The sequence below is a fragment of the Pseudomonas sp. Pse35 genome (genome assembly GCF_024519715.1).
In the GTDB taxonomy this organism is placed as follows: domain Bacteria; phylum Pseudomonadota; class Gammaproteobacteria; order Pseudomonadales; family Pseudomonadaceae; genus Aquipseudomonas; species Aquipseudomonas paracarnis.
This window is the reverse complement of sequence record NZ_JALJRP010000002.1, coordinates 1-20925: the sequence shown is the minus strand read 5'-3', so window position 1 is coordinate 20925 and position 20925 is coordinate 1. Positions and strand designations below refer to the sequence as shown.

The 20925-nt window shown below is 61.0% G+C and carries 23 protein-coding genes; 11 read left to right on the top strand and 12 right to left on the bottom strand.

What is annotated here, in order from left to right; translation table 11 throughout:
- The first annotated feature begins 21 nt into the window (after positions 1-21).
- Positions 22-942 carry a LysR substrate-binding domain-containing protein gene (locus tag OC445_RS00820; protein WP_014720465.1) on the top strand — a complete coding sequence of 307 codons (921 nt, stop codon included), beginning with the start codon at positions 22-24 and terminating at the stop codon, positions 940-942.
- A gap of 176 nt (positions 943-1118) precedes the next feature.
- A complete protein-coding gene (locus tag OC445_RS00815; protein ID WP_198790714.1) occupies positions 1119-3095 on the top strand; it encodes a methyl-accepting chemotaxis protein in 1977 nt (658 codons plus the stop codon).
- A gap of 3 nt (positions 3096-3098) precedes the next feature.
- Here the strand turns inward: OC445_RS00815 and OC445_RS00810 are convergent, their stop codons facing one another.
- Positions 3099-4013: an ABC transporter six-transmembrane domain-containing protein gene (locus tag OC445_RS00810; protein ID WP_198790715.1), complete on the bottom strand. Its 915-nt coding sequence runs from the start codon at positions 4011-4013 to the stop codon at positions 3099-3101.
- 112 nt (positions 4014-4125) lie between these two features.
- Here OC445_RS00810 and OC445_RS00805 point away from each other — a divergent pair, with 112 nt between their 5' ends.
- Complete coding sequence (locus tag OC445_RS00805) at positions 4126-4701, top strand: TetR/AcrR family transcriptional regulator (RefSeq protein ID WP_034129059.1); 576 nt, start codon at positions 4126-4128, stop codon at positions 4699-4701.
- A 6-nt stretch (positions 4702-4707) separates the two neighbouring features.
- Here OC445_RS00805 and OC445_RS00800 read toward each other — a convergent pair whose 3' ends face one another.
- Entirely contained in the window at positions 4708-6204 is a 1497-nt protein-coding gene (locus OC445_RS00800) for a YifB family Mg chelatase-like AAA ATPase (protein WP_034129058.1), read from the bottom strand.
- A 650-nt stretch (positions 6205-6854) separates the two neighbouring features.
- Positions 6855-7118, bottom strand: a complete 264-nt coding sequence (locus OC445_RS00795) for an accessory factor UbiK family protein (RefSeq protein WP_003195432.1) — start codon at positions 7116-7118, stop codon at positions 6855-6857.
- 423 nt (positions 7119-7541) lie between these two features.
- On the opposite strand from OC445_RS00795, the gene glnK reads away from it, so the two are divergent.
- The 4 genes from glnK (at position 7542) to sutA (ending at position 10322) form a co-directional block, all read left to right on the top strand.
- The gene (gene glnK / locus OC445_RS00790; protein ID WP_002555808.1) at positions 7542-7880 is read left to right on the top strand and encodes a P-II family nitrogen regulator; all 339 of its coding nucleotides are present in this window, start codon (positions 7542-7544) and stop codon (positions 7878-7880) included.
- Between the two features lie 34 nt (positions 7881-7914).
- Complete coding sequence (locus tag OC445_RS00785; protein ID WP_020302863.1) at positions 7915-9252, top strand: ammonium transporter; 1338 nt, start codon at positions 7915-7917, stop codon at positions 9250-9252.
- 209 nt (positions 9253-9461) lie between these two features.
- Positions 9462-9887: a secondary thiamine-phosphate synthase enzyme YjbQ gene (locus OC445_RS00780; protein ID WP_034129056.1), complete on the top strand. Its 426-nt coding sequence runs from the start codon at positions 9462-9464 to the stop codon at positions 9885-9887.
- A 102-nt stretch (positions 9888-9989) separates the two neighbouring features.
- Positions 9990-10322: a transcriptional regulator SutA gene (gene sutA, locus OC445_RS00775; protein ID WP_014720461.1), complete on the top strand. Its 333-nt coding sequence runs from the start codon at positions 9990-9992 to the stop codon at positions 10320-10322.
- 188 nt (positions 10323-10510) lie between these two features.
- On the opposite strand, the gene OC445_RS00770 is transcribed toward sutA, so the two are convergent.
- From OC445_RS00770 to lptM, 6 genes are read right to left on the bottom strand one after another with little or no spacing between them, the layout of a single operon-like run.
- Positions 10511-11206, bottom strand: coding sequence for an HAD family hydrolase (locus tag OC445_RS00770; protein WP_034129055.1), 696 nt, complete (start codon positions 11204-11206; stop codon positions 10511-10513).
- Entirely contained in the window at positions 11203-12102 is a 900-nt protein-coding gene (gene xerC, locus OC445_RS00765; protein ID WP_034129054.1) for a tyrosine recombinase XerC, read from the bottom strand. The genes OC445_RS00770 and xerC overlap by 4 nt, the downstream gene beginning before the upstream one ends.
- Positions 12103-12104: 2 nt before the next feature.
- The gene (locus OC445_RS00760) at positions 12105-12821 is read right to left on the bottom strand and encodes a DUF484 family protein (RefSeq protein WP_054896015.1); all 717 of its coding nucleotides are present in this window, start codon (positions 12819-12821) and stop codon (positions 12105-12107) included.
- A 13-nt stretch (positions 12822-12834) separates the two neighbouring features.
- Complete coding sequence (dapF, locus tag OC445_RS00755) at positions 12835-13665, bottom strand: diaminopimelate epimerase (RefSeq protein ID WP_034129052.1); 831 nt, start codon at positions 13663-13665, stop codon at positions 12835-12837.
- Between the two features lie 3 nt (positions 13666-13668).
- Positions 13669-14916: a diaminopimelate decarboxylase gene (gene lysA / locus OC445_RS00750; RefSeq protein WP_034129051.1), complete on the bottom strand. Its 1248-nt coding sequence runs from the start codon at positions 14914-14916 to the stop codon at positions 13669-13671.
- Between the two features lie 14 nt (positions 14917-14930).
- Positions 14931-15098 carry an LPS translocon maturation chaperone LptM gene (gene lptM, locus OC445_RS00745; RefSeq protein WP_003195417.1) on the bottom strand — a complete coding sequence of 56 codons (168 nt, stop codon included), beginning with the start codon at positions 15096-15098 and terminating at the stop codon, positions 14931-14933.
- A gap of 238 nt (positions 15099-15336) precedes the next feature.
- Between lptM and cyaY the strand changes: the two genes are divergently transcribed.
- From cyaY to rnk, 3 genes are all read left to right on the top strand, one after another.
- On the top strand, positions 15337-15669 hold the full coding sequence (gene cyaY / locus OC445_RS00740; protein WP_034129050.1) for an iron donor protein CyaY: 333 nt from the start codon (positions 15337-15339) through the stop codon (positions 15667-15669).
- A complete protein-coding gene (locus OC445_RS00735; RefSeq protein ID WP_215908744.1) occupies positions 15669-15890 on the top strand; it encodes a DUF1289 domain-containing protein in 222 nt (73 codons plus the stop codon). Before cyaY ends, OC445_RS00735 begins: the two co-directional genes overlap by 1 nt.
- A 131-nt stretch (positions 15891-16021) precedes the next feature.
- On the top strand, positions 16022-16435 hold the full coding sequence (gene rnk / locus OC445_RS00730) for a nucleoside diphosphate kinase regulator (protein ID WP_034129049.1): 414 nt from the start codon (positions 16022-16024) through the stop codon (positions 16433-16435).
- On the opposite strand, the gene OC445_RS00725 is transcribed toward rnk, so the two are convergent.
- The 3 genes from OC445_RS00725 to OC445_RS00715 all read right to left on the bottom strand — a co-directional run bounded on the left by OC445_RS00725 (position 16432) and on the right by OC445_RS00715 (position 20076).
- Complete coding sequence (locus OC445_RS00725; RefSeq protein ID WP_198791823.1) at positions 16432-19272, bottom strand: class I adenylate cyclase; 2841 nt, start codon at positions 19270-19272, stop codon at positions 16432-16434. The genes rnk and OC445_RS00725 overlap by 4 nt on opposite strands.
- Positions 19273-19441: 169 nt before the next feature.
- Positions 19442-19696, bottom strand: coding sequence for a TIGR02647 family protein (locus OC445_RS00720; RefSeq protein WP_003195403.1), 255 nt, complete (start codon positions 19694-19696; stop codon positions 19442-19444).
- 95 nt (positions 19697-19791) lie between these two features.
- Positions 19792-20076 carry a hypothetical protein gene (locus OC445_RS00715; RefSeq protein WP_014720450.1) on the bottom strand — a complete coding sequence of 95 codons (285 nt, stop codon included), beginning with the start codon at positions 20074-20076 and terminating at the stop codon, positions 19792-19794.
- A gap of 125 nt (positions 20077-20201) precedes the next feature.
- On the opposite strand from OC445_RS00715, the gene OC445_RS00710 reads away from it, so the two are divergent.
- A complete protein-coding gene (locus tag OC445_RS00710) occupies positions 20202-20861 on the top strand; it encodes a glutathione S-transferase family protein (protein ID WP_034129047.1) in 660 nt (219 codons plus the stop codon).
- Positions 20862-20925: the final 64 nt, after the last annotated feature.

Sequence of the window (20925 nt, the reverse complement as noted above, 5' to 3'; positions counted from 1 at the left end):
TGCGCAGTCGGAGCTTTCAGCATGTCTCGTCGTCTTCCTCCTCTTTATGCTTTGCGGGCATTTGAAGCCGCCTCCCGTCACCACTCGTTTACCCGTGCGGCTGAGGAATTGTCGATTACCCAGAGTGCGATCAGCCGGCATATCCGTACGCTCGAAGATTATTTCGCCTGCCGATTGTTCCAGCGCAGCGGGCGCACGTTGCAGCTCACGGAAGCGGCGCGTTTGTTGCTGCCAGGCGTACGGGAAGGCTTCGCTGCCCTGGAGCGTGCTTGCCATACTTTGAATGCCGAAGATGACATCCTGCGTATGAAGGCGCCGTCCACCTTGACCATGCGCTGGCTGCTGGCGCGGTTGAGTCGCTTCCGCGCGTTGCAGCCAGGCAATGAGGTGCAACTCACCAGTGCGTGGATGAGCATTGATGAAGTGGACTTCAACCAAGAGCCATTCGACTGCGCGGTGTTACTCAGCAACGGGCACTTTCCGGCGGACTGGGAGGCCAGTTATCTGTTTGCGGAAATGCTTATCCCGGTGGGAGCGCCGAATCTGTTGGACGACGGTCCCTGGGACGTGACGCGGCTGGCAACCGCCGAACTGCTGCACCCGACGCCTGACCGCCGCGACTGGCGTTACTGGCTGCAGCGCATGGGGTTGTCATCTCACGTTTCACTCAAGGGTGGGCAGGTGTTCGACACGCTTGAACTGGGCATGATAGCCGCCGCCCGAGGCTATGGCGTCTCCATGGGTGATTTGCTGATGGTGGCCGAAGACGTGGCGCAGGGACGCTTGAGCCTGCCGTGGCCTACGGCCGTCGCCAGTGGGGAAAGCTACTACCTGGTGTGGCCGAAAACCCGTCCGGGTGGCGAACGTTTGCGACGGTTGGCGGAATTTCTTCAAGGTGAAGTCAAGGCAATGGAATTGCCTCAGGTTGAACGCCTCGATTGAGTAGGGCCGGACCTTTTGTGCAATCGTTTGCGGGATACCCCTGTGATTCGCTCAAGTATTGCCAAATGCCGCCGAAGAAAGGTGTTGGAACCCTCGTGCACTACCGTTTCCCACTAGATAATTTGCCGAGCAGCGCTATGAGATCAGGATGATCCTGGCCTCGGCCAGGAGCTGTCATGTCTCAACCTCGTGCCCGGATTGCCTCCCAGTTAGGCCTTGCACTCGCCGTGATTCTGGCTGTCGTGATCAGCGGCAGTACGGTCTTTGCCTTGCGTACCCTCGACTCCGCCAACCTCGCCACCCGCGAGGAACACTTGGCCAGCGAGGCACGTTTGCTCGCCGACCAACTCAACACCTTCCACAGCACCTTGCGTGAAAGCACCCAGCGTTTGAGCGGGCTGTTTGAAAAGCGCTTCGGCGCCGGCTTGAGTGTGCGTGCGGACCAGTCCGTGGCCGTGGCCGGCATGCAGACGCCGAGCCTCTATCTGGGCAATGAGGTGCTGAACAATAACTTCGAAGAGGTGGATGAGTTCAAGCAGATGTCCGGTGGCGTGGCCACGGTGTTCGTGCGCAGCGGCGACGACTTTATCCGCGTCAGCACCTCCCTGACCAAGCAGGACGGCAATCGCGCCATTGGCACCGTGCTCGACCGTCAGGGCGCGGCCTACCAGCGCGTTGTGAGCGGCCAGACCTACATCGGCCGTGCCGTGTTGTTCGACCGCTCCTACATGACCCAATACAGCCCCGTACGTGACAGCAGTGGGCAGGTCATCGCCGTGCTGTTCATCGGTTTCGATTACACCGATGCCCAGAACGCCCAGTTTGAAAACCTCAAGCGCTTCCGCATCGGCCAGACCGGCTCCCTCGCGCTGCTGGATGAGCAAAAGCACTGGCTGGTGCCGCCGGCTGGCGTACAAGCGCCGGATCAGGCGATTGCCGTGATGCTCGACCTGGCGAAAAAGCCGGGTGCTGGCCGTTTCTGGAGCGACAAAAACGAAGATTTCTATAGTGTCTCGGTGCCGTTTGAAGGCGGCCCTTGGGCGGTGGTAGCGAGCATGCCCAAGGCTGAGATTCGCGCAGTGACCTGGGAAGTCGGCATCCGCCTGGTGATCGGCAGTGTGCTGGCGATGTTACTGGCAGTGGGCGCCACGGTGTGGCTGTTGCGCAGCAAGCTGGCGCCATTGAGCGAGCTGGTGCGCCAGGCCCAGGCCCTGGGTGCGGGCGATTTGAGTGCGCGGCTCAATGTGTCCAGCCATGACGAAATCGGCCAGCTGGCGCGTAGTTTCAACCAGATGGGTGAGGCGCTGTCGACCATGGTGTCGCATATCCGTACCGCCGCCGAACAGGTCAACAGCCGCGCCCAGGCGCTGTCGGGCTTGTCCGGCGGTGCCTATGAAGGCATGGAGCAGCAGTCCGGCGAGATCACCAGCATGGCCGGTGCGGTGGAAGAGTTCAGTGCTACCTCGCTGAACATTGCCGACAACATGGGCAACACCGAGCGCCTGGCTCAAGAGAATGCCCAGCAAACCCGTATCGGCCGCAGTTCGATGCAAGAGGCGTCATCGTCCCTGGAACATATCGCCACTGCGCTGAACAGCACCGCTGCCGTGATCAACACCCTGGGCCAGCGTTCCCAGGAAATCGGCGGGATCGTCGGCGTGATTACCGCCATCGCAGAACAGACCAACCTGCTGGCGCTCAACGCCGCCATCGAGGCTGCGCGCGCCGGCGAGCAAGGTCGTGGCTTCGCCGTGGTCGCCGACGAAGTGCGCAACCTGGCTTCGCGCACCCGCCAGGCCACCGATGAAATCTCCGGCATGATCCAGAGCATCCAGCAGGAAACCGGTAACGCCATCAGCACCATGGAGCACGGCAATGCGCTGATGCAGGAAGGCCTGTCGCGCAACGCCGATGTGGCCTCGGCCCTGGCGCGTATTGACGAGCAAAGCCGCTCGGCCGGCCAGCAATTTGCTGCGATCACCACCGCCACCCAGGAACAGAGCAGCACCGCGACCTTGCTCAGCAGCAACCTGCAGAGCATTGCGCTGGCCAACAGCGAGCAGCGTGAAGTGGTGTCCAACCTGGCGGTTACCGCCAAGGAACTGGAGACCTTGGCGGCAGGCTTGCGTCATGAGGTGGATCGGTTTCGTTGAGGCTCAGGCCTCCCCAAGCCCTGGGTCTACGCGCTTGCCAATGTCCTTGAGCCGCGCCAGTTGGTCGACCATGCCTGGCGCTTCGTCCAGGCTGGTGACGAAGGTCCACAGATAGGTCATGACGGCATAGATGTGGCCGGCCTTCACCGCTGGGGACATGGCCAATTGGCTGATCGCAACCACGAACAGTAAGGCCGCGGTCATGCCGATAAACAGGAACGCCGCAGCCTCGCGGTCTGACAGCCAGATGCGCAGGCGTGACAGCACCTGGTAGTGGCGTCGCAGGGTCGGCGCGCCGACCTTTTCGACCAGGCCGATTTCTTTTTCCAGGCGGTTGTTCAGACGTTCGTGCAGCGCCTGATTGCGCTGGGCAAAACGCGGCAACAAGGTGATGCACAGCAGCAGGGCCGCCAGGCACGCCATGCCTACCCATGGCTCAATCACGATCAGCATCACTGCCGCGCCCACAATCGACACCAACGCCGTGGCGATGATAGGCACGTGCTTTTCAAAGAAGTCGACAAACTCCCGAGCAAGTACTACCCGTGCCGCCGATTTCGAGGTGCTGTGGTTCTGTTGGCGCTGGCTGAGAATGACCGGCACCGCAAGGTCCGCGTAGATGCGCGTGAACGTACGGGTGTCCAGCGCCCGTCTCGCCGCCCCAACGGCCCAGAACGCCATGACCACGGCGGCATACAGCAACGCACTGGTGGTATCGCCACGGATAATCGAATCCACCGCGAACCCGGCAAACAGTGGGTAAGCCAACAACAGCGCGTTCTCCAGCGCCACCAGCGACAAGGTGCAAGACAGCTTGCCGGGATAGGCTCTGGCAATAGCCTTGAGGGTCTGGCTGGCAGACTGCTGGCCGATTTTCTTGCTTTCTTCGATCAGAATTTGTGGGGTGACGGATGTCATGGGTGCACCAGAGGAGTAATAGACGCTATTATTGAGCGACTGCTCAAGTATCCTTGAGCGATCGCTCAAAAAGCAAGCGCCGCTTATCTGCTCGTGCTCGAAGGAATTGCCCATGTCGCGTACCGACCGTAAAGACCAGATCATCGCCGCCGCCCTGGAGCTGTTTCGCAGCAAGGGTTTCGCCGATGTATCCACCCGTGACCTCGCCGAACATGCCGGCTTGTCGCGCAGTCATGTCTATCACTACTTCAGCGACTGGAATGAACTGCGCCGCGAAGCCTTCGTACGCTTTGCCAATGAGCAACTGGATGAAGTGCGCGAGCCGTTGGCCGATGCGCCACCCCTGGAGGCGCTCGTGGGTTTTTTGCGCGACTGCCTGCCCAGCACCGCTGACGCCGGCTGGGCGCTGTGGCTCGACGCCTGGGACGAGGCCATGCATGACGCGCAAATGACCCAGGCTTATCTGGTAATCAACGCCCAATGGCAAAGCATGCTTGCCGAGGTGATCGAGCGGGGCGTTGCCGATAGCGTCTTTCGCTGCGAGTCGGCTCAACGCGCTGCACGGCAGATCTTCGCCCTGGCGATGGGCTATGCCGATGACCTGATGCTCAAGCCTTCCGCAGAGTCCGCAGAAGCGGCGCTGCAAGAAGTGCTGGAAGTGGCGAGGCTGCTGCTGGATTTTGCCTGACAAGTGCTAGCCATTTGCGGCTGGTCGGTACTGCAACGCCTCCGCCAAATGATGGCGGGCGATGCCTTCCACTTGCTCAAGGTCCGCCAGGGTGCGAGCCACCTTGAGCAATCGATGGGCTGCGCGCAGTGATAATGTCAGCCGCTCACACGCGCTTTCCAGCCAGCTTTCATCGGCTTTGGCCAACTGGCAGTGTTCGCGCAGCCGGGGCAGATCGAGGAATGCATTGGCGCAACCCTGGCGCTGGTGCTGGCGTTCCCGGGCTTGCGCCACCTGAGCGGACGCTTGCGCGGTGGTATCACCGGCTTGTTGGGCGGGGTTCAGCGCAGTGACCTCCCGCGCGACTGTCAGGTGCAAATCAATCCGGTCCAGCAACGGCCCGGAGAGCTTGTTGCGATAGCGCTGGATCTGCTCCGGTGTACACCGACAACGCCCGCTGGGCTCGCCCATGTAGCCGCAAGGGCAGGGGTTCATCGCCGCGACCAGTTGAAAGCGCGCCGGGAAGCTCACGCGGTCACGGGCGCGGGAGATCACGATATGTCCCGATTCCAATGGCTCACGCAGCACCTCCAGCACCTTGCGATCGAACTCTGGCAGCTCATCCAGGAACAACACCCCGTGATGGGCCAGGGTGATTTCCCCCGGTTGTGGCTTCGAGCCGCCACCCACCAGCGCCGGCCCGGATGCCGAGTGGTGTGGCTGACGGAACGGGCGGTTGGGCCAATGGCTCAGAGGGGCCAGGCTGACCACGGATTGGATTGCGGCCACTTCCAGCGCTTCCTGCTCGCTCAATGGCGGCAGCAAGCCCGGTAGCCGGCTGGCCAATAAGGTCTTGCCGGTACCCGGTGGCCCGCTGAACAGCAGGTTATGCGCGCCCGCCGCCGCGATCAGCAATGCTCGCTTGGCCGCGAGTTGGCCCTGCACTTCACTCAGGTCTGGGTAAGGCTTGTTCAAGTACAGCAAACCGTCGGACCTGTAGGGCTCAATCGGCACATGTCCATTCAGGTGCGCCACCACTTGCAGCAGGTGATCCACCGCAATCACCTTCAACCCCGACGCCAGGCACGCCTCCTCGGCATTGGCGCGCGGCACTATCACGGTGCGCCCGGCCTTGCGCGCCGCCAGCGCGGCCGGCAACACCCCCTTCACCGCGCGCACCTCGCCGGACAGCGCCAATTCCCCAAGGCATTCCACGTCATCGAGCATCAACGCCGGCACTTGCACACTGGCTGCCAGGATGCCCAGGGCAATCGCCAGATCAAAACGCCCGCCGTCCTTGGGCAGGTCGGCGGGCGCGAGATTGAGCGTGATGCGGCGGGCCGGATATTGCAGCGCCGAGTTGAGGATGGCACTGCGCACGCGATCCTTGCTTTCCTTCACTGCAGTTTCGGGCAAACCCACGAGAGTGAGAGACGGCAGGCCATTGGCCATGTGCACCTCGACGGTGACGGCGGGGGCTTCTACACCGACCTGGGCGCGGCTGTGGACGATGGCGAGGGACATGCTCGTTCCTTGAATGGGAGGGCCGCTTCCTGCGGTTTTTTCAAGGGTAGACGAGGTGGGATGGAGCGGGGCGGGGAGGTTTTACAGAACGTATCCGGGCGGCAATGCAAAACAAATGTGGGAGCGGGCTTGCCTGCGATGGCTGTGTGTCAGCAAAGAATCATCCGCTGATGCACCGCCATCGCAGCTTAGATATCTACACAACTTTGTAGGTTGTCGCAGCAAGGTAACCACGATGCGAAGCGAGTCGCTCTTGATCTGCTTTTGATCTTAGGCGCCCCGTTAAACCACGCTGGCGAATTACGGGCACACCGAGCCTAAGCGAGGTGCCGAGTGGTCGGGCAAGAGCGTTTTGCTTACTTTTGTCTGGGCCGGCATTCCGGCTTTTCAAAAGTGAGCCGCCGTCAGGGCGGAACCCTAAGTGGCCGTTACCGCAGCAATGGATATGTACACAATCCAGCTGTGTTGACTGTCAGGGCGCTATCGCAGGCAAGCCAGCTCCCACATTTGGATCGCGGTGCGTCAGTTAGAACAGCGTCGGCTATCCGGTCGTCAAGGGAGCAAGCTCCCTCGCCACAAGTCCAGCGTCGCCACAGCTGTGTAGATACCTATGGCCATCGCAGGCAAGCCAGCTCCCACACTCACCGTGTTTATTCAGCAGAGGGTGGCGTCAACCGTGCTTCAAGTTCAGCCACCTTCGCCTCCAGGCTCTCCAGCCGCGCACGTGTGCGGGCCAGCACCACCATCTGGCTGTCAAACTCTTCCCGGCTGACCAGGTCGAGCTTGCTGAAACCACTCTGTAGCAAAGCCTTGAACTGGCTTTCGATTTCATTGCGGGGCAGCGGGGTGTCGCCGCTGAACAGGCGAGAGGCGTGGCCGCTCAGGGCGTCGAGGAAGTCTTTGGGCGCGAGCATTGGACATATTCCGGAAAACAGTTGGCCGGCAGTGTACCACGCAGCGTCTATAGTCATTTTCACGCCCCGCTGCGCACGGTTTTCGCGCATTGGGGCGGGCGGCTGCGCACTGTTTTGATGCGCATTGCGGCCGCGCAGGTGCCCCGTAGGTGGGCATAAGCGGGCAAAGGATTGATTTCGGTGGTTTTTACGGAGCTGGCAAGGTTTCTGCTTAGACGATCATGACCCATGCACTGATGCAGTCGCTGTGACGAATGCAGTGCGCCGACGGATCCGGGGTACAGGGCTCGTCACCAGTGGTTCGCTGGCGTCGCGACGGCAAATGCCGAGGCGACGATGCGTTACAAAGCCAGGCACTGCGCTTAGACTTGAGACGGGTTTGTTTTCCTGGGGCAAGTCCACCAAATTCGGGAGAGAGTTTTCATGAAGCTAGTCACTGCCATCATCAAGCCGTTCAAGTTGGACGATGTACGCGAGTCACTGTCCGAGATCGGCGTGCAGGGCATTACCGTTACTGAGGTCAAGGGCTTCGGTCGGCAGAAGGGTCATACCGAGCTGTATCGCGGCGCGGAATACGTGGTCGATTTCCTGCCGAAGGTGAAGATCGATGTCGCCATTGACGACAAGGATCTTGATCGGGTTATCGAGGCGATAACCAAGGCGGCCAACACCGGCAAGATCGGTGACGGCAAGATCTTCGTGGTCAATCTGGAACAGGCTATTCGCATCCGTACCGGCGAAACCGATACCGACGCAATCTAAGCCGCCAAACCCCAACGCCCCAGGAGAAAACAATATGACTCTGCGTAAATTCGCAGGGCTCGGAGCCCTGCTGTCCATCGTAATGCCAAGCCTGGCCATGGCGGCAGATGAAGTGGCTGCTCCAGTCCTCAATTCCGGCGACACCGCCTGGATGCTCACCGCCACCGCGCTGGTGCTGTTCATGACCATCCCTGGCCTGGCGCTGTTCTACGGCGGCATGGTCCGCTCCAAGAATATTCTGTCGGTGATGATGCAGTGTTTCGCCATCACTGGCCTGATCAGCATCCTGTGGGTCGTCTACGGCTACAGCATCGCGTTCGATACCACCGGTATGGAACAAGGTGTGGTCAACTTCAATTCCTTCTTCGGCGGCATGGGCAAGGCGTTCCTGGCGGGTGTCACCCCGGCCAGCATCACCGGGCCGGCGGCGCTGTTTCCGGAAGCCGTGTTCATCACCTTCCAGATGACCTTTGCCATCATTACTCCGGCGCTGATCGTCGGTGCTTTCGCTGAGCGTATGAAGTTCTCCGCGATGCTGATCTTCATGGCTATCTGGTTCACCCTGGTCTATGCGCCGATTGCGCACATGGTCTGGAGCGGCAATGGCGGCCTGATGTGGGACTGGGGCGTGCTGGACTTCGCTGGCGGCACCGTTGTGCACATCAACGCGGGTGTGGCTGGCCTGGTGGCGTGCATCGTGCTCGGCAAGCGCAAAGGCTTCCCCACCACCCCGATGGCCCCGCATAACCTGGGCTATACCCTGGTGGGCGCGGCCATGCTGTGGATCGGCTGGTTTGGCTTCAACGCCGGTTCCGCTGCGGCGGCCAACGGCACCGCGGGCATGGCGATGCTGGTAACTCAAATCGCTACCGCAGCTGCGGCCCTGGGCTGGATGTTTGCCGAGTGGATCACCCACGGCAAGCCAAGCGCACTGGGTATCGCCTCGGGCGTGGTCGCCGGCCTGGTCGCCGTGACGCCAGCGGCTGGCACCGTGGGCCCGATGGGCGCCCTGGTGATTGGTCTGGTCGCCGGTGTGGTGTGCTTCTTCTGCGCGACCAGCCTCAAGCGCAAGCTGGGTTATGACGACTCCCTGGACGCCTTCGGCGTGCACGGTATCGGCGGTATCGTCGGTGCGATCCTCACCGGTGTGTTCGCAGCTCCTGCTCTGGGCGGCTTCGGCACCGTGACCGACATCGCGGCCCAGGTCTGGATCCAGTGCAAAGGCGTGGGCTTCACCGTGATCTACACGGCGATTGTGACCTACGTCATCCTCAAGGTGCTCGACATGGTTATGGGCCTGCGTGTCACCGAAGAAGAAGAGGCGGTCGGCCTCGACCTGGCGCAACACAACGAGCGCGGCTACAACTTGTAACTACGCGAAAAAAACATGCCCGGCTTGCCGGGCATTTTTTTGCCCGGCGTTTGTCTGTGGCTAAAGGTGCATGGGTTTTTCATCGACTTTGTGATGGGATCCACACTGCACTTTTAAGGGTGCAAATGTCTTACAGGCATGAAGGCGTATTAGGCACTTTGTTTTTTCCCAGAGCGCGCTAGAATGCGCGCCGATGGGCGGAGAACTGTATGTGGCAACAGACCCTGATTACCCTGCGGGCCAAGCCCCGGGGCTTTCACTTGGTAACGGACGAGTTGCTTGCCGGCTTGCCTGAATTGAGGGCGTGCCGTGTGGGCCTGTTGCATCTGTGGCTGCAGCACACCTCGGCCTCGTTGACCGTCAACGAGAATGCCGACCCGGCGGTTCGCCGTGACTTCGAGCGTTTTTTCAACCTGCTGGTGCCACAAGGTCGCGCAGGGTTTGAACATAACGACGAAGGTCCGGATGATCTGCCGGCGCACTTCAAGGCCAGTCTGCTGGGCTGCCAGCTGAGTTTGCCGGTCAAGGCCGGCCGCTTGGCGATAGGGACCTGGCAAGGTGTTTATCTGGGCGAGCACCGTGATCATGGCGGTGCTCGTAAAGTCCTCGCCACCTTGCATGGTGAAGGGGCATAAGCCACTGGTGATCCAGTGGATGTTGATTTTTTTCCGGCAACCTCGACAGAGGGTGAAGCTGGGCTATAACTAATCTGCTTTTCGCAAGTCATGAGGTAGAACATGAGCGACGATGATCTGGAACAAGACGACCTCGAAGTAGGTGATGAAGACGACACCGAAGACGGTCTTGAAGTTGCGGCCGAAGACGTTGCTGAGGACGTCGATGACAGTGTTGGCGATGACGCGGCTCCCAAAGCCAAAGGCAAAGCCAAGGCGGCTGTGTCGGTAGACGAGTTGCCGAGCGTTGAAGCCAAGAACAAAGAGCGCGATGCCCTGGCGCGTGCGATGGAAGAGTTCCTCGCTAAAGGCGGCAAAGTGCAGGAAGTCGAGGCCAACGTGGTGGCTGATCCACCGAAGAAGCCGGATAACAAGTACGGCAGCCGACCTATCTGAGGTCTGCCTCCTGCTTGTAAGAAAAAGCCCGCCGTCGCTGCGGGCTTTTTCATGCCTGGAGCAATTTACCGGTTTGCTGCAATACCCTGTGGGAGCTGGCTTGCCTGCGATAGCGGTCTATCTGCGAGCCCTGTGTTGACTGATCCACCGCTATCGCAGGCAAGCCAGCTCCCACATTGGGGTCAGTGTTAGCTCCAGCGACTCAGCAGTGGCGGTAACTCCGTCAGGCTGCGAATCTGCGCATCCGGGCGCTTGTCACCCTCCCAGGCCTTGCCCGTGGGGTTGAACCACACTGCCCGCAGTCCCGCCTGCTGCGCGCCGGCGATGTCATCCCCAGGATGATCGCCCACATGCACTGCCGCGCTGGCATCCACACCGCCACGTTGCAGTGCTTCATGAAACAGCCGTGCATCCGGCTTGGCGATGCCGATATCTTCAGCGCGCAGGGCAAAGTGAAAGTAGTCCGCCAGGCCCACACGCTGCACATCGGCATTGCCATTGGTGATCACGCCGAGCAGGAAGTGCTGGCGCAGCGCCTTGAGCATCGGCTCGGCTTCCGGAAACACGCTGAGTTGGTGGCGTGCGTGGATGAACGCTTCGAAGCAGACATCCGCCATCTCTGTGGCCTCAGGCTGGGGATAACCGGCCTCCTCGAACGCATGCATCAACACGCGATGACGCAGCAGGCTGATACGGTGTTTGAGTTCGGGATGACGCTGCAGCACCTGCTGGCGCAGGCTGGCAAAATGCTCAAGGGGCAGGTCGCCGACCTTGGACGCGTGGGTCGCCAGCCATTCGCGCATCGACGCTTCGGCGCTGATGATGACGGGTACGTTGTCCCAGAGGGTGTCGTCCAGGTCGAAGGTAATCAGCTTGATACTCATGAGTCGCCGCCCTTGATGCGTTTGGCCCGTGGATGGGCGCTGTCGTACACCGTTGCCAGGTGCTGGAAGTCGAGGTGGGTGTAGATTTGCGTGGTCTTGATATCCGAGTGCCCGAGCAGCTCCTGCACGGCGCGCAGGTCCTGGGAGGATTCGAGCAGGTGGCTGGCAAAGGAATGACGCAACATGTGCGGGTGCAGATTCTGCCCCAGCTCGCGCTCGCCGGCAGCCTTGACCCGCAGTTGAATCGCGCGCGGCCCCAGGCGCCGGCCTTGCTGGCTGACAAACACGGCATCGTCTGCAGGGTTGGTCAGAAGGCGTAGCGGCAGCCATAGCTGCAAGGCTTCGCGGGCTTTCCTGCCCACGGGCAGTACGCGCGTCTTGCTGCCTTTGCCGAGCACTTGCACCAGGCCATCGGCGAGGTCTAACTGATCGAGGTTCAGGCCCGTCAGCTCCGACAGGCGCAGGCCCGAGGAGTAGAACAGCTCCAGGATTGCCTGGTCGCGATGGGCCAGGAAGTCATCCTCGACGGCACCGTCGAGCAATTGCAGGGCGCGGTCTGTGTCCAGGGTCTTGGGCAGGCGCCGTTCGCCTTTGGGCGGTGACAGGCCATTGGCCGGGTCGTGGTCGCACAGGCCTTCGCGATTGAGGTAGTGATAGAGGCCGCGCACCGCCGATAGCAGGCGAGACAGGCTGCGGGAGGATTGGCCCTGTTGGTGCAACCGGGCGACCAGGCTGCGCAGGGCCTGGATATCCAGGGCCTTCCAACTGCTGACGTGCTGTTTTTCGCAATAGGCCAGGACCTTGTTCAAGTCCCGCCGATAAGCTTCCAGCGTGTGGGACGACACCTGGCGCTCATTGCGCAGGTGAGCGCAGTAAGCGTCCAGTTGCCGCTCCATGATCAGCGCACCGCGCGCAGGGTGGTGGTGTGGCGTGGCAGGACGCGGCCCAGCACTTCGGCGATATAGGTCAGGAACAACGTGCCCACCGAGCTTTTGTAGTGCGCCGGGTCGCGGCTGGCGATGGCCAGTACCCCGTGCAAGCCTTGATGGCTGAGGGCGATAACGGCCGTAGAGCCGATCTGCTTGCGCTGTTCGGCGCCAAACAGGAAGTCCAGCTCATGCTCGCGCAAGGTGCCGCTGACGGTCTTGCCTTCGGACAGCAGGCCACCGATGGCCGTCTGCGCTTCGCCACCTGTGACCCAGCGCCCCACCGGCATCGGGTTGTCGCTGAACAGGATCAGGCTGACGAAGGGCACCTGGAAATCCTCGCGCAGGCTGTCTTCCACGGCGATCACCGTTTCTTCCAGGCTGGCGGCATCCATCAGGGCCAGAATCAGGCGGCGGGTCTTGTCGAACAAGCGGTCGTTGTCGCGGGCCACGTCCATCAGATGAGAGAGTCGGTGGCGCATTTCAATGTTGCGCTCGCGCAGGATCTTCATTTGCCGCTCCACCAGCGACACGGTATCGCCGCGCTGGTGGGGGATGCGCAGGGCCGGCAGCAGTTCTTCGTGCTCGACGAAGAAGTCCGGATTAGCCTCAAGGTACGCCGCGACAGCAGCGGCCTCCAGGCTTTCACTCGGGGTAGCGTGTGCGGGTACTTGAGGCTTATCGGTCATTAGCTTGGCTCACTCATAGACGGACCTGTCCTTCGTATACACGCGTGGCTGGCCCGGTCATCATCACCGGGTGGCCAGGGCCTGCCCATTCGATGGACAAACGTCCGCCGGGCAGGTCGATCAACAGTGGCGAATCCATCCACCCCTGGCTGATCGCGGCCACGGCAGCGGCGCAAGCACCGGTGCCGCAAGCCTGGGTTTCGCCGGCGCCGCGTTCCCATACGCGCAATTGCGCACGGTTACGGTCGATCACCTGCAGGAAGCCCACATTGACCCGTGCCGGAAAGCGCGGGTGATGTTCGATCTTCGGCCCCAGTTCATGCACGGGGGCGTTATTGATGTCGGTGACCCGCAGCACCGCATGGGGGTTGCCCATGGACACGGCGGCGACCTCCACGGTTTTGCCCTCCACATCCAGTGGGTAACTGAGGGCCTGCTCGGTGGCCTGGAACGGAATATCCGCCGGCACCAGGCGTGGGGCGCCCATGTTGACGCTGATCTGGCCATCATTGCGGATGTCCAGTTCGATCACGCCACCCTTGGTTTCGACGCGAATCTGGCGTTTGGCAGTCAGGCGTTTGTCGAGCACAAAGCGCGCAAAGCAGCGCGCGCCGTTGCCACACTGTTCCACTTCGGAACCGTCGGAGTTGAAGATCCGGTAACGGAAATCCACCTCCGGGTTGCTCGGCGCCTCGACCAGCAGCAACTGGTCGAAACCGATCCCGGTGTGGCGATCGCCCCACTGTTTGGCGTGCTTGGGCAGGATGTGCGCGTGCTGGCTGACCAGGTCGAGGACCATGAAATCATTACCCAGCCCGTGCATCTTGGTAAAACGCAGCAGCATGGCTTACTCCGGCAGCAGGCTTTCGCCAGCATACAACTCGGCTACCGTCTCGCGGCGACGCACTTCAAATGCTTGATCACCGTCCACCAGCACCTCGGCGGTGCGCCCGCGGGTGTTGTAGTTGGAACTCATGACAAACCCGTAGGCACCGGCCGAATGCACGGCCAGCAGATCACCTTCTTCAAGCGCAAGCTGACGGTCCTTGGCCAGGAAGTCGCCGGTCTCGCAGATGGGCCCGACGATGTCATAGGCGCGGGCGTCGCTTGCGCGCGGCGTCACGGCGGTGACGTCCATCCAGGCCTGGTACAGCGCCGGGCGGATCAGGTCGTTCATCGCCGCATCGACGATGGCGAAATCCTTGTGCTCAGTGTGCTTGAGGTACTCGACCTGGGTCAGCAGCACGCCAGCGTTGGCGACGATGTAGCGGCCTGGCTCGAACATCAGCGTCAGGTCGCGGCCTTCGATGCGTTCGCGCACGGCCTGGATATAATCGGCAATCAGCGGCGGCTCTTCATCGCGATAACGCACGCCCACGCCACCACCGAGGTCGATGTGGTGCAGGTAGATGCCGCACTCGCCCAGGCGGTCGATCAAGGCCAGTAGGCGGTCGAGGGCATCCAGGAACGGTGGCAGGGTGGTAAGTTGCGAGCCGATATGGCAGTCGACACCCAGCACTTCCAGGTTCGGCAGTTGGGCGGCGCGGATGTACACGTCCTCGGCGTCGGCGATGGCAATGCCGAACTTGTTCTCTTTGAGACCGGTGGAGATGTACGGGTGGGTGCCGGCGTCGACATCCGGATTGACGCGCAGGGAGATCGGCGCACGCACGCCCATCTCGGCGGCGACCATTTGCAGGCGCTCCAGCTCGTCGGTGGATTCGACGTTGAAGCAATGCACGCCGACTTCCAGGGCGCGGCGCATGTCTTCGCGGCTCTTGCCGACGCCAGAGAAGACAATTTTGTCCGCCTGGCCGCCGGCGGCCAGTACGCGTTCCAGCTCGCCACGGGATACGATGTCAAAACCAGCGCCAAGACGCGCCAGGACATTGAGTACACCCAGGTTGGAGTTGGCCTTGACTGCGTAGCACACCAGGTGCGGCACGCCGTCGAGGGCGTCGGTGAACGAGCGGTATTGAGCTTCGATATGCGCACGCGAGTACACATAGGTCGGGGTGCCGAAGCGCTGGGCAATCGCGGACAATGCCACGCCTTCCGCGAACAGCTCGCCGTCCCGGTAGTTAAAAGCGTCCATAAGTTTCCCTTAACTTAGTAGGTGTCGTGCTTATGGGCTTTTGACGGCTTTTGCGACGATTGCGCCTGTTCGTTTGGATCTTTGCTGTCATCCGGCAGGTACAACGGGCCTTTCTGGCCACAGGCACTAACGAGGCAAGCGACCGCGACGAGCGCAGCAAGGGAAGAGATCAGGCGCTTCATGGCGAAATCCTTGAATATGCATTAATTGCGCCCGAGTATACCGACCACCCGCCAGCTTGCCTATGCGCCGCACCACCCGTCCGGCGGGGGTTTGCCGAGACAGTAGGGAAGCAGGCTACGATGCCTGGGGATATTTCGTACCGTCATCCGTGATGAAATCAGTATCCTTTGCAATCGGCGAAGCTCGCCCGTATCGTGCGGCGCTTGAGCAAAACCAGACACTTTTGAGGTTGCCACAATGAGTTTGACCGAAGCCCGTTTTCACGACCTGGTGGATGCCACCCAAGAGAAGCTGGAAGATATTTTCGACGACAGCGGCCTGGACGTGGACCTGGAAAGCTCGGCCGGTGTGCTGACGGTCAAGTTCGAGAGCGGCCAGCAATTGATCTTCAGTCGCCAGGAGCCGCTGCGTCAGTTGTGGCTGGCGGCGCGCTCCGGTGGCGTTCACTTCGACTACGATGAAGAAAGCGGCAAATGGCAGTGCGACAAGAGTGAAGAGTTGCTGGGTGAGATGCTTATGCGCCTGGTTCAGGAATACACCGGCGTCGAGCTGGATTTCGACGAGATCTGATGGTGAGTGAGCCTGTAGCCGTACGCCCGCCCAAGCCGCTGTTCAGCAATGTCAGCCCGGCGGTGCCGTCACCTTGTATCAGTTTGTGTCGCCTGGACGAGCGGAAAGTCTGCCTTGGCTGCTTTCGCCATGTGGAAGACATCCGGGAATGGCGCTCTGCCGACGATGCGCGGCGCCGGGTGATCTGCGCCGAGGCCGAGCAGCGCAAGGCGAGCGCCTGACGGCGTCTTGTTTATTTGTGTCGCTGTGGTAGTGTCCGGATACACCTCCATTCATCGAGGTCCGTGAGAACCCCGCCTTTTCCTGGCGGGGTTTTGCTTTTTTGTGCAGAAAAAAGGAGTCTGCCTGAATCATGACCACCGCACCGTCCATCATTCTTACCCGTCTTGACGTGCAGCGTCTGGAGCAACTGATCGACCGCTTGGGCGACGAGTTTCCCGGCGTCGAAGCGTTGCAAGCCGAACTCGACCGCGCCGAAGACGTGGTTGGTCACGATGAAGTGCCTGCGGGTGTCGTGACCATGAATTCCAGCGTGCATTGCCGTGAACAAAGCAGCGGAAAGGACTATCACCTGACGCTGGTCTACCCCAAGCACGCGAACGCCGACGAAGGCAAGATTTCGATCATGGCGCCCGTGGGCAGCGCATTGCTTGGCCTGCAAGTGGGCCAGCACATCGACTGGCCGGCGCCTGGCGGCAAGACCCTCAAGCTGGAATTGCTCAGCGTCGAAGGCCAGCCCAAAGATGGCGGCGCCTTCCCGCTCTAAACCTGATCCAAGGCCGCATTGAGTGACTGTTCCAGTTCGGCTTTATAGCGCAGGTACAGATTGCTTGGGCTTTGCACATCACCGAGCAGCCCCGACAGATCCAGATCAGTGATATAGCCGCGGTAACGCTCGGTTTCCCGACGTTGCCCGACGATCTCCCGGGCGACCACTGCAAACAGCTGGTCGCCAAATTCCAGTTCGGAAAACTCCCGCTGATTACAGTACAGGGTGATCCCTACCTGGCCTGGCGCGCCTTTACCGATGATGGCCTGCACGTCATAAAACGCCTTGTTGGGCGGGTCTTGCGGGGCCGGTCGTGGCTCCACGCCCCGCGCCCGGCCGTTGCCCGATGGCAACAGTTGGTAGTACAGGATCTGTACTTCGCCCGCAGGTTGCTGGGTGTCCAGGGACAATAGCGCTTCCCGGCGGTACAGGATCGATTGCAAAAAGCGTTGCAGTGGGGCCAAGAGGCTTTGCTCATCATGAAACGGCAAGCGCTGTTGCCAGAGCGCGTTGAATTCGTCGAGCACATAGACGTCGGCGAAGCCTTCATTGACCCGGTAGAACACCTGCACACACTCGGCTTGGCCCATGGGCAGCAGCAGCGCCAGGTCGTGGTCTTCCAAGGCCATGGCGTCCAGGTGCCACGGGCTGTAGCTGGCCAGCTCCTCGCTAAGGTAAGCGATCAGCGCGTCCTGAGTCGGCAGTGATACATGGGTGGCTTGGCCCGGTACCAGTTCCATGACGTGATAATGCTGTTGCACCTGGAGCAGGTAGCGATGATTGCCCTGGCCGAGCAGCAGATGCTGCGCGGTGTCGAATACTTCTTCCACCCGCTGGGCAATGAACTGTGCCCGGTTGTGACAAAAACAACGCACTCGCAGGCGTGGCAGATGGTTCGATGGCAATTGGTTGAGATAGTCGCGCAGGCAGTCGAGCAGGGCGTGCGGGCCGTCATAGCGGCTGACCATTACTTCGTTCCAACTGTTGAGCGTGACTTGGTCCAGAGTCAGCACCAGGTTGTCGCGCACGCCGGCATAGCTCAGGGAGTCGGTGCGCTCCGTGGTCATCAGAATATTCAGGTCGCGATGATGCTTGAGCGGGTCAACCCCGACGTTGATCAGCAGCAGCACCTCTTCTGGCACTGCCGGGCGCAGCAAGCGGACCTCGTCGACACTGGCCAGGGGCAGGGTGATGGTCTGTTGCAGGCTGCCCAGCAGGTTGAACAGCTCGAACTCGGTCATGTCACTGGTGCCGGGGTGCAGCGCCAGGCGGGTGCTGCTGTCGATCACGCCGTTGCGATGGCACCAGGTGAGCATTTCCAGCAGGTCGCGGCTGCGTTTGATCGGTGCAAAGTGTTCCCATTCGAGAGCGGTAAGGTTGCCGTTATACAGGCCCCAATGGTATTGGCCCGGCTCCTTGCGGTTGGGCGACTGCACCAGAGTCAAGGTATCTTCGGCCAGGTCAGGGGCGATGCCGGGGTTGATGAACTCGACCTTGCCGGCCTTGCGCTCGAACGCCGCGTACAAGCGGCGGCCCAGTACATTGAGTTCGCGCTTATTGACCGCGCTGGCGGTCTGTTCGCTGCGGGTGAACTGCGTGAGGAAGCGGTAGCTGTAGTTCAACTCATTGACCAGAGCACGGCGCTCGGAGGCGACCTGGCGCACTTTCCATTGGCTGCGGCTGTCCAGCAGGGCCAGTTGGCGCGTGTCCCAGCTCCACTCCTGCGCCAGGCGTTCCAGCAGTTGCCGTTGCCAACCGGCGGTGCGCTGGCCGGCGCTGAGCTTGCGGTTGACCTTCAGGTACAGGCTGCGCCGCACCAATTCCAGGCGCTCCAGCTCGTTGCGGGCCTTGAGGTACTCCTCGATACGGCGGTAGACCATGATGTACGGGTCCAACTCATCCAGGTCTACCTGATGGCTGAACACCGCCTGTTTGAAGCGCAGGCTCAGGCAGCGCACGTTCGGGTGTTCGCTTGCGTAGACCTCGGTCAGCAGCAGCTTGAGCACCGACTTGTAGGGCGACTCGATGCCCTTGAACAGTTGCCACAGCCCGGCCCCGATAAACTCCCCTGGAGGAATATGAGCCAGATGGCCGAGGTCGAGGGTTTCATCGGTGCGGATAAAACGCTTGGACACCAGGGTGTGAGTAAATTCGGCGTAGCGGCTTTCTTCGTAGACCGGCACCAGCCACCAGATGGGCGTGCGCCCGGCCAGCCAGATCGCGGTGCGATAGAACTCATCCAACAACAGGTAGTGCTGGGTGGTGCCGCAGTCGTCGGAACTCAGTTGCGTATCGCGATCACCCAACACAAAGCGCGTCGGGTCGATCAGGAAGAAATGCGCTTCGGCGCCCATGCCCAAGGCCCAGGTTTCCAGCAGTTGGCACTTTTTGCGCAGCTCGGCCAGCTCGGTTTCGCTCAAGTCGGGAGCGTGGCACACCCACACGTCCATATCGCTTTGATCGGCCTGGGCCAGGGTGCCAAGGCTGCCCATCAGGAACAAGCCGTGGATCGGCGTAGGCGGGTTGCCGTGGCGCGGTTTATAGGAGAACGAACGGGTCAGGCGCTGGGCATCGGCCAGGGTCTGGGCGTGCGGTTCGAAATTCGACAGCCCGGCCGGCGTGCTGCTAGAGACATAGCCCGGCAAGAGCGGGTGATTGACGTGGAAAAACAGCGGCAACAAGGCCAGCACGCTTTGCTGACGTGGCGTCAGCCCCTCGACGGCCCGGGCCATGCGGCCTTGATTGAGGGTCATGAAACGCGCGCGCAGTTGGGTCAGCACCTTGCGGTCGATGCCTTCGTCCAGATCGGGGCGGATTTCATGGGTGCGGGTCATGTCGAACTCGTTGGCTCGCAGGGCCCGACGCGGGCGGCCATGCAGGAGTTTACAGACAGTAGCGTAGGAGTTTTAGAGGGAAATGGCTTTTTGGCGTCAGAATTCTGTATGCCGCGCAGCAGTGCCCGCGGAATCCGCAGGCGGCGGACTCCATGGGCAGTATCAGGTATCAGGCGGCTTCTTTGGTGCTGGCAGTGGTGAGGATGGTCAGCAGGGTTTGGGCTTGCTCGGCAGCGTCCCGGCCAAGACTCGTCAGGTAGCCCCCGTCCGGTTGGTCGATCAGCCCTTTGGCATGGAGGCGCTTGGCAGCGGCGATGGCAGTGGGGGCGGCAGTCTGATGGACTTTCAAGCCTTCCTTGGTGCTGTCCAAGGGGAAGAGTACAAGGATTTCCAGTTCGGCAACCAACTCAGGGGTATACGACATAAGGACTCCAGACTTTCTAAAATTTATTAGAGGCTAGCAGGCCATAAGGTGAACGCACTTTGCCGAACTGTCCAGCGTGTTGCTGCGTGCCGGGGTTATTCCTTTTCCGGCGGCAGCTCGGGCAGTGCCCGCAGTGCCGTTTCATACCACTCGGTATTGAAGGCGCGGTCATCTTCGAGCATGGCATCGATCTCGAACGCCAGCACGTGAGCCATCAGATTCAGGATATCTTCGCGCTCGTAACCCACCAGGGTCAGTTTGTTGAACGTAGCCTTGGCCGCTGGCGGGTTATCGCTCTCGATCTGGTTCTCGATGGCTTCGATCAGCGTGGTCTCGGTGAATTCTTCTTCGTCGTTGTCGATATCGGTCGGCTCGCTCATGGCAGGCTCCTCAAGGAAAGGGCGTCAGTCTACCCCCATTCAGGTGGGTGATGCTGCTGGTCAGGGTGCCCTCAAGGATCTATAACTCTTGCAGCCAACCCCACACCCGGCCTGGAGGCTTTGCGATGCTCAAGCTTTACGGATTTTCGGTCAGCAACTACTACAACATGGTCAAGCTGGCGTTGCTGGAGAAAGGACTGCCCTTCGAAGAAGTGCCTTTTTACGCCGGGCAAACCCCCGAAGCTTTGGCGGTCAGCCCCCGCGGCAAAGTGCCGGTGCTGGGTGTGAAGCAGGGGTTCATCAACGAAACCAGCGTCATCCTCGAATACCTCGAGCAGAGCCAGGAAGGCCCGGCGCTGTTGCCCGCCGACCCGTTTGCGCGGGCTCAGGTGTTGGCGTTGTGCCGTGAGATCGAGCTGTACATCGAACTGCCTGCGCGGGCGTGTTACGCCGAGGCTTTTTTCGGCATGACGGTGCCGGAGGCGATCAAGGAAAAATCCAGGGCCGAGCTGCTGCTTGGGATGGGTACGTTAGGCCGGCACGGTAAGTTTGCGCCTTATGTGGCAGGTGAGAGCTTCACCCTCGCGGACCTGTATTTCATGTACAGCCTCAGCCTGGCCTGCGGTGTGGGCGAAAAGCTGTTTGGGCTGGACCTGCTGGAGCAGTTGCCGAAGGCGAAGGCATTGTTGGCGCGCCTGAATGAGATGCCCAATGCGCAGAAGGTAGAGGCGGACAGGCAGGCGGCGATGCCGGCGTTCATGGCGATGATTGCGGCCAAGAAATAGAGTCGCTTTTGTGGCGAGGGAGCTTGCTCCCGCTGGAGTGCGAAGCGCTCCCAAGATTTTGGGG

Excerpts from the sequence above, each read along its gene's own strand:
- OC445_RS00805 (WP_034129059.1), top strand. The coding sequence starts at position 4,126 with ATGTCGCGTACCGACCGTAAAGACCAGATCATCGCCGCCGCCCTGGAG.
- OC445_RS00810 (WP_198790715.1), bottom strand. The coding sequence starts at position 4,013 with ATGACATCCGTCACCCCACAAATTCTGATCGAAGAAAGCAAGAAAATC.
- xerC (WP_034129054.1), bottom strand. The coding sequence starts at position 12,102 with ATGGAGCGGCAACTGGACGCTTACTGCGCTCACCTGCGCAATGAGCGC.
- OC445_RS00800 (WP_034129058.1), bottom strand. The coding sequence starts at position 6,204 with ATGTCCCTCGCCATCGTCCACAGCCGCGCCCAGGTCGGTGTAGAAGCC.
- OC445_RS00735 (WP_215908744.1), top strand. The coding sequence starts at position 15,669 with ATGGTGAGTGAGCCTGTAGCCGTACGCCCGCCCAAGCCGCTGTTCAGC.
- OC445_RS00785 (WP_020302863.1), top strand. The coding sequence starts at position 7,915 with ATGACTCTGCGTAAATTCGCAGGGCTCGGAGCCCTGCTGTCCATCGTA.
- OC445_RS00760 (WP_054896015.1), bottom strand. The coding sequence starts at position 12,821 with ATGACCGATAAGCCTCAAGTACCCGCACACGCTACCCCGAGTGAAAGC.
- sutA (WP_014720461.1), top strand. The coding sequence starts at position 9,990 with ATGAGCGACGATGATCTGGAACAAGACGACCTCGAAGTAGGTGATGAA.
- OC445_RS00795 (WP_003195432.1), bottom strand. The coding sequence starts at position 7,118 with ATGCTCGCGCCCAAAGACTTCCTCGACGCCCTGAGCGGCCACGCCTCT.
- OC445_RS00780 (WP_034129056.1), top strand. The coding sequence starts at position 9,462 with ATGTGGCAACAGACCCTGATTACCCTGCGGGCCAAGCCCCGGGGCTTT.
- glnK (WP_002555808.1), top strand. The coding sequence starts at position 7,542 with ATGAAGCTAGTCACTGCCATCATCAAGCCGTTCAAGTTGGACGATGTA.
- lptM (WP_003195417.1), bottom strand. The coding sequence starts at position 15,098 with ATGAAGCGCCTGATCTCTTCCCTTGCTGCGCTCGTCGCGGTCGCTTGC.
- OC445_RS00710 (WP_034129047.1), top strand. The coding sequence starts at position 20,202 with ATGCTCAAGCTTTACGGATTTTCGGTCAGCAACTACTACAACATGGTC.
- OC445_RS00725 (WP_198791823.1), bottom strand. The coding sequence starts at position 19,272 with ATGACCCGCACCCATGAAATCCGCCCCGATCTGGACGAAGGCATCGAC.
- OC445_RS00815 (WP_198790714.1), top strand. The coding sequence starts at position 1,119 with ATGTCTCAACCTCGTGCCCGGATTGCCTCCCAGTTAGGCCTTGCACTC.
- OC445_RS00820 (WP_014720465.1), top strand. The coding sequence starts at position 22 with ATGTCTCGTCGTCTTCCTCCTCTTTATGCTTTGCGGGCATTTGAAGCC.
- OC445_RS00720 (WP_003195403.1), bottom strand. The coding sequence starts at position 19,696 with ATGTCGTATACCCCTGAGTTGGTTGCCGAACTGGAAATCCTTGTACTC.
- OC445_RS00715 (WP_014720450.1), bottom strand. The coding sequence starts at position 20,076 with ATGAGCGAGCCGACCGATATCGACAACGACGAAGAAGAATTCACCGAG.
- cyaY (WP_034129050.1), top strand. The coding sequence starts at position 15,337 with ATGAGTTTGACCGAAGCCCGTTTTCACGACCTGGTGGATGCCACCCAA.
- lysA (WP_034129051.1), bottom strand. The coding sequence starts at position 14,916 with ATGGACGCTTTTAACTACCGGGACGGCGAGCTGTTCGCGGAAGGCGTG.
- rnk (WP_034129049.1), top strand. The coding sequence starts at position 16,022 with ATGACCACCGCACCGTCCATCATTCTTACCCGTCTTGACGTGCAGCGT.
- dapF (WP_034129052.1), bottom strand. The coding sequence starts at position 13,665 with ATGCTGCTGCGTTTTACCAAGATGCACGGGCTGGGTAATGATTTCATG.
- OC445_RS00770 (WP_034129055.1), bottom strand. The coding sequence starts at position 11,206 with ATGAGTATCAAGCTGATTACCTTCGACCTGGACGACACCCTCTGGGAC.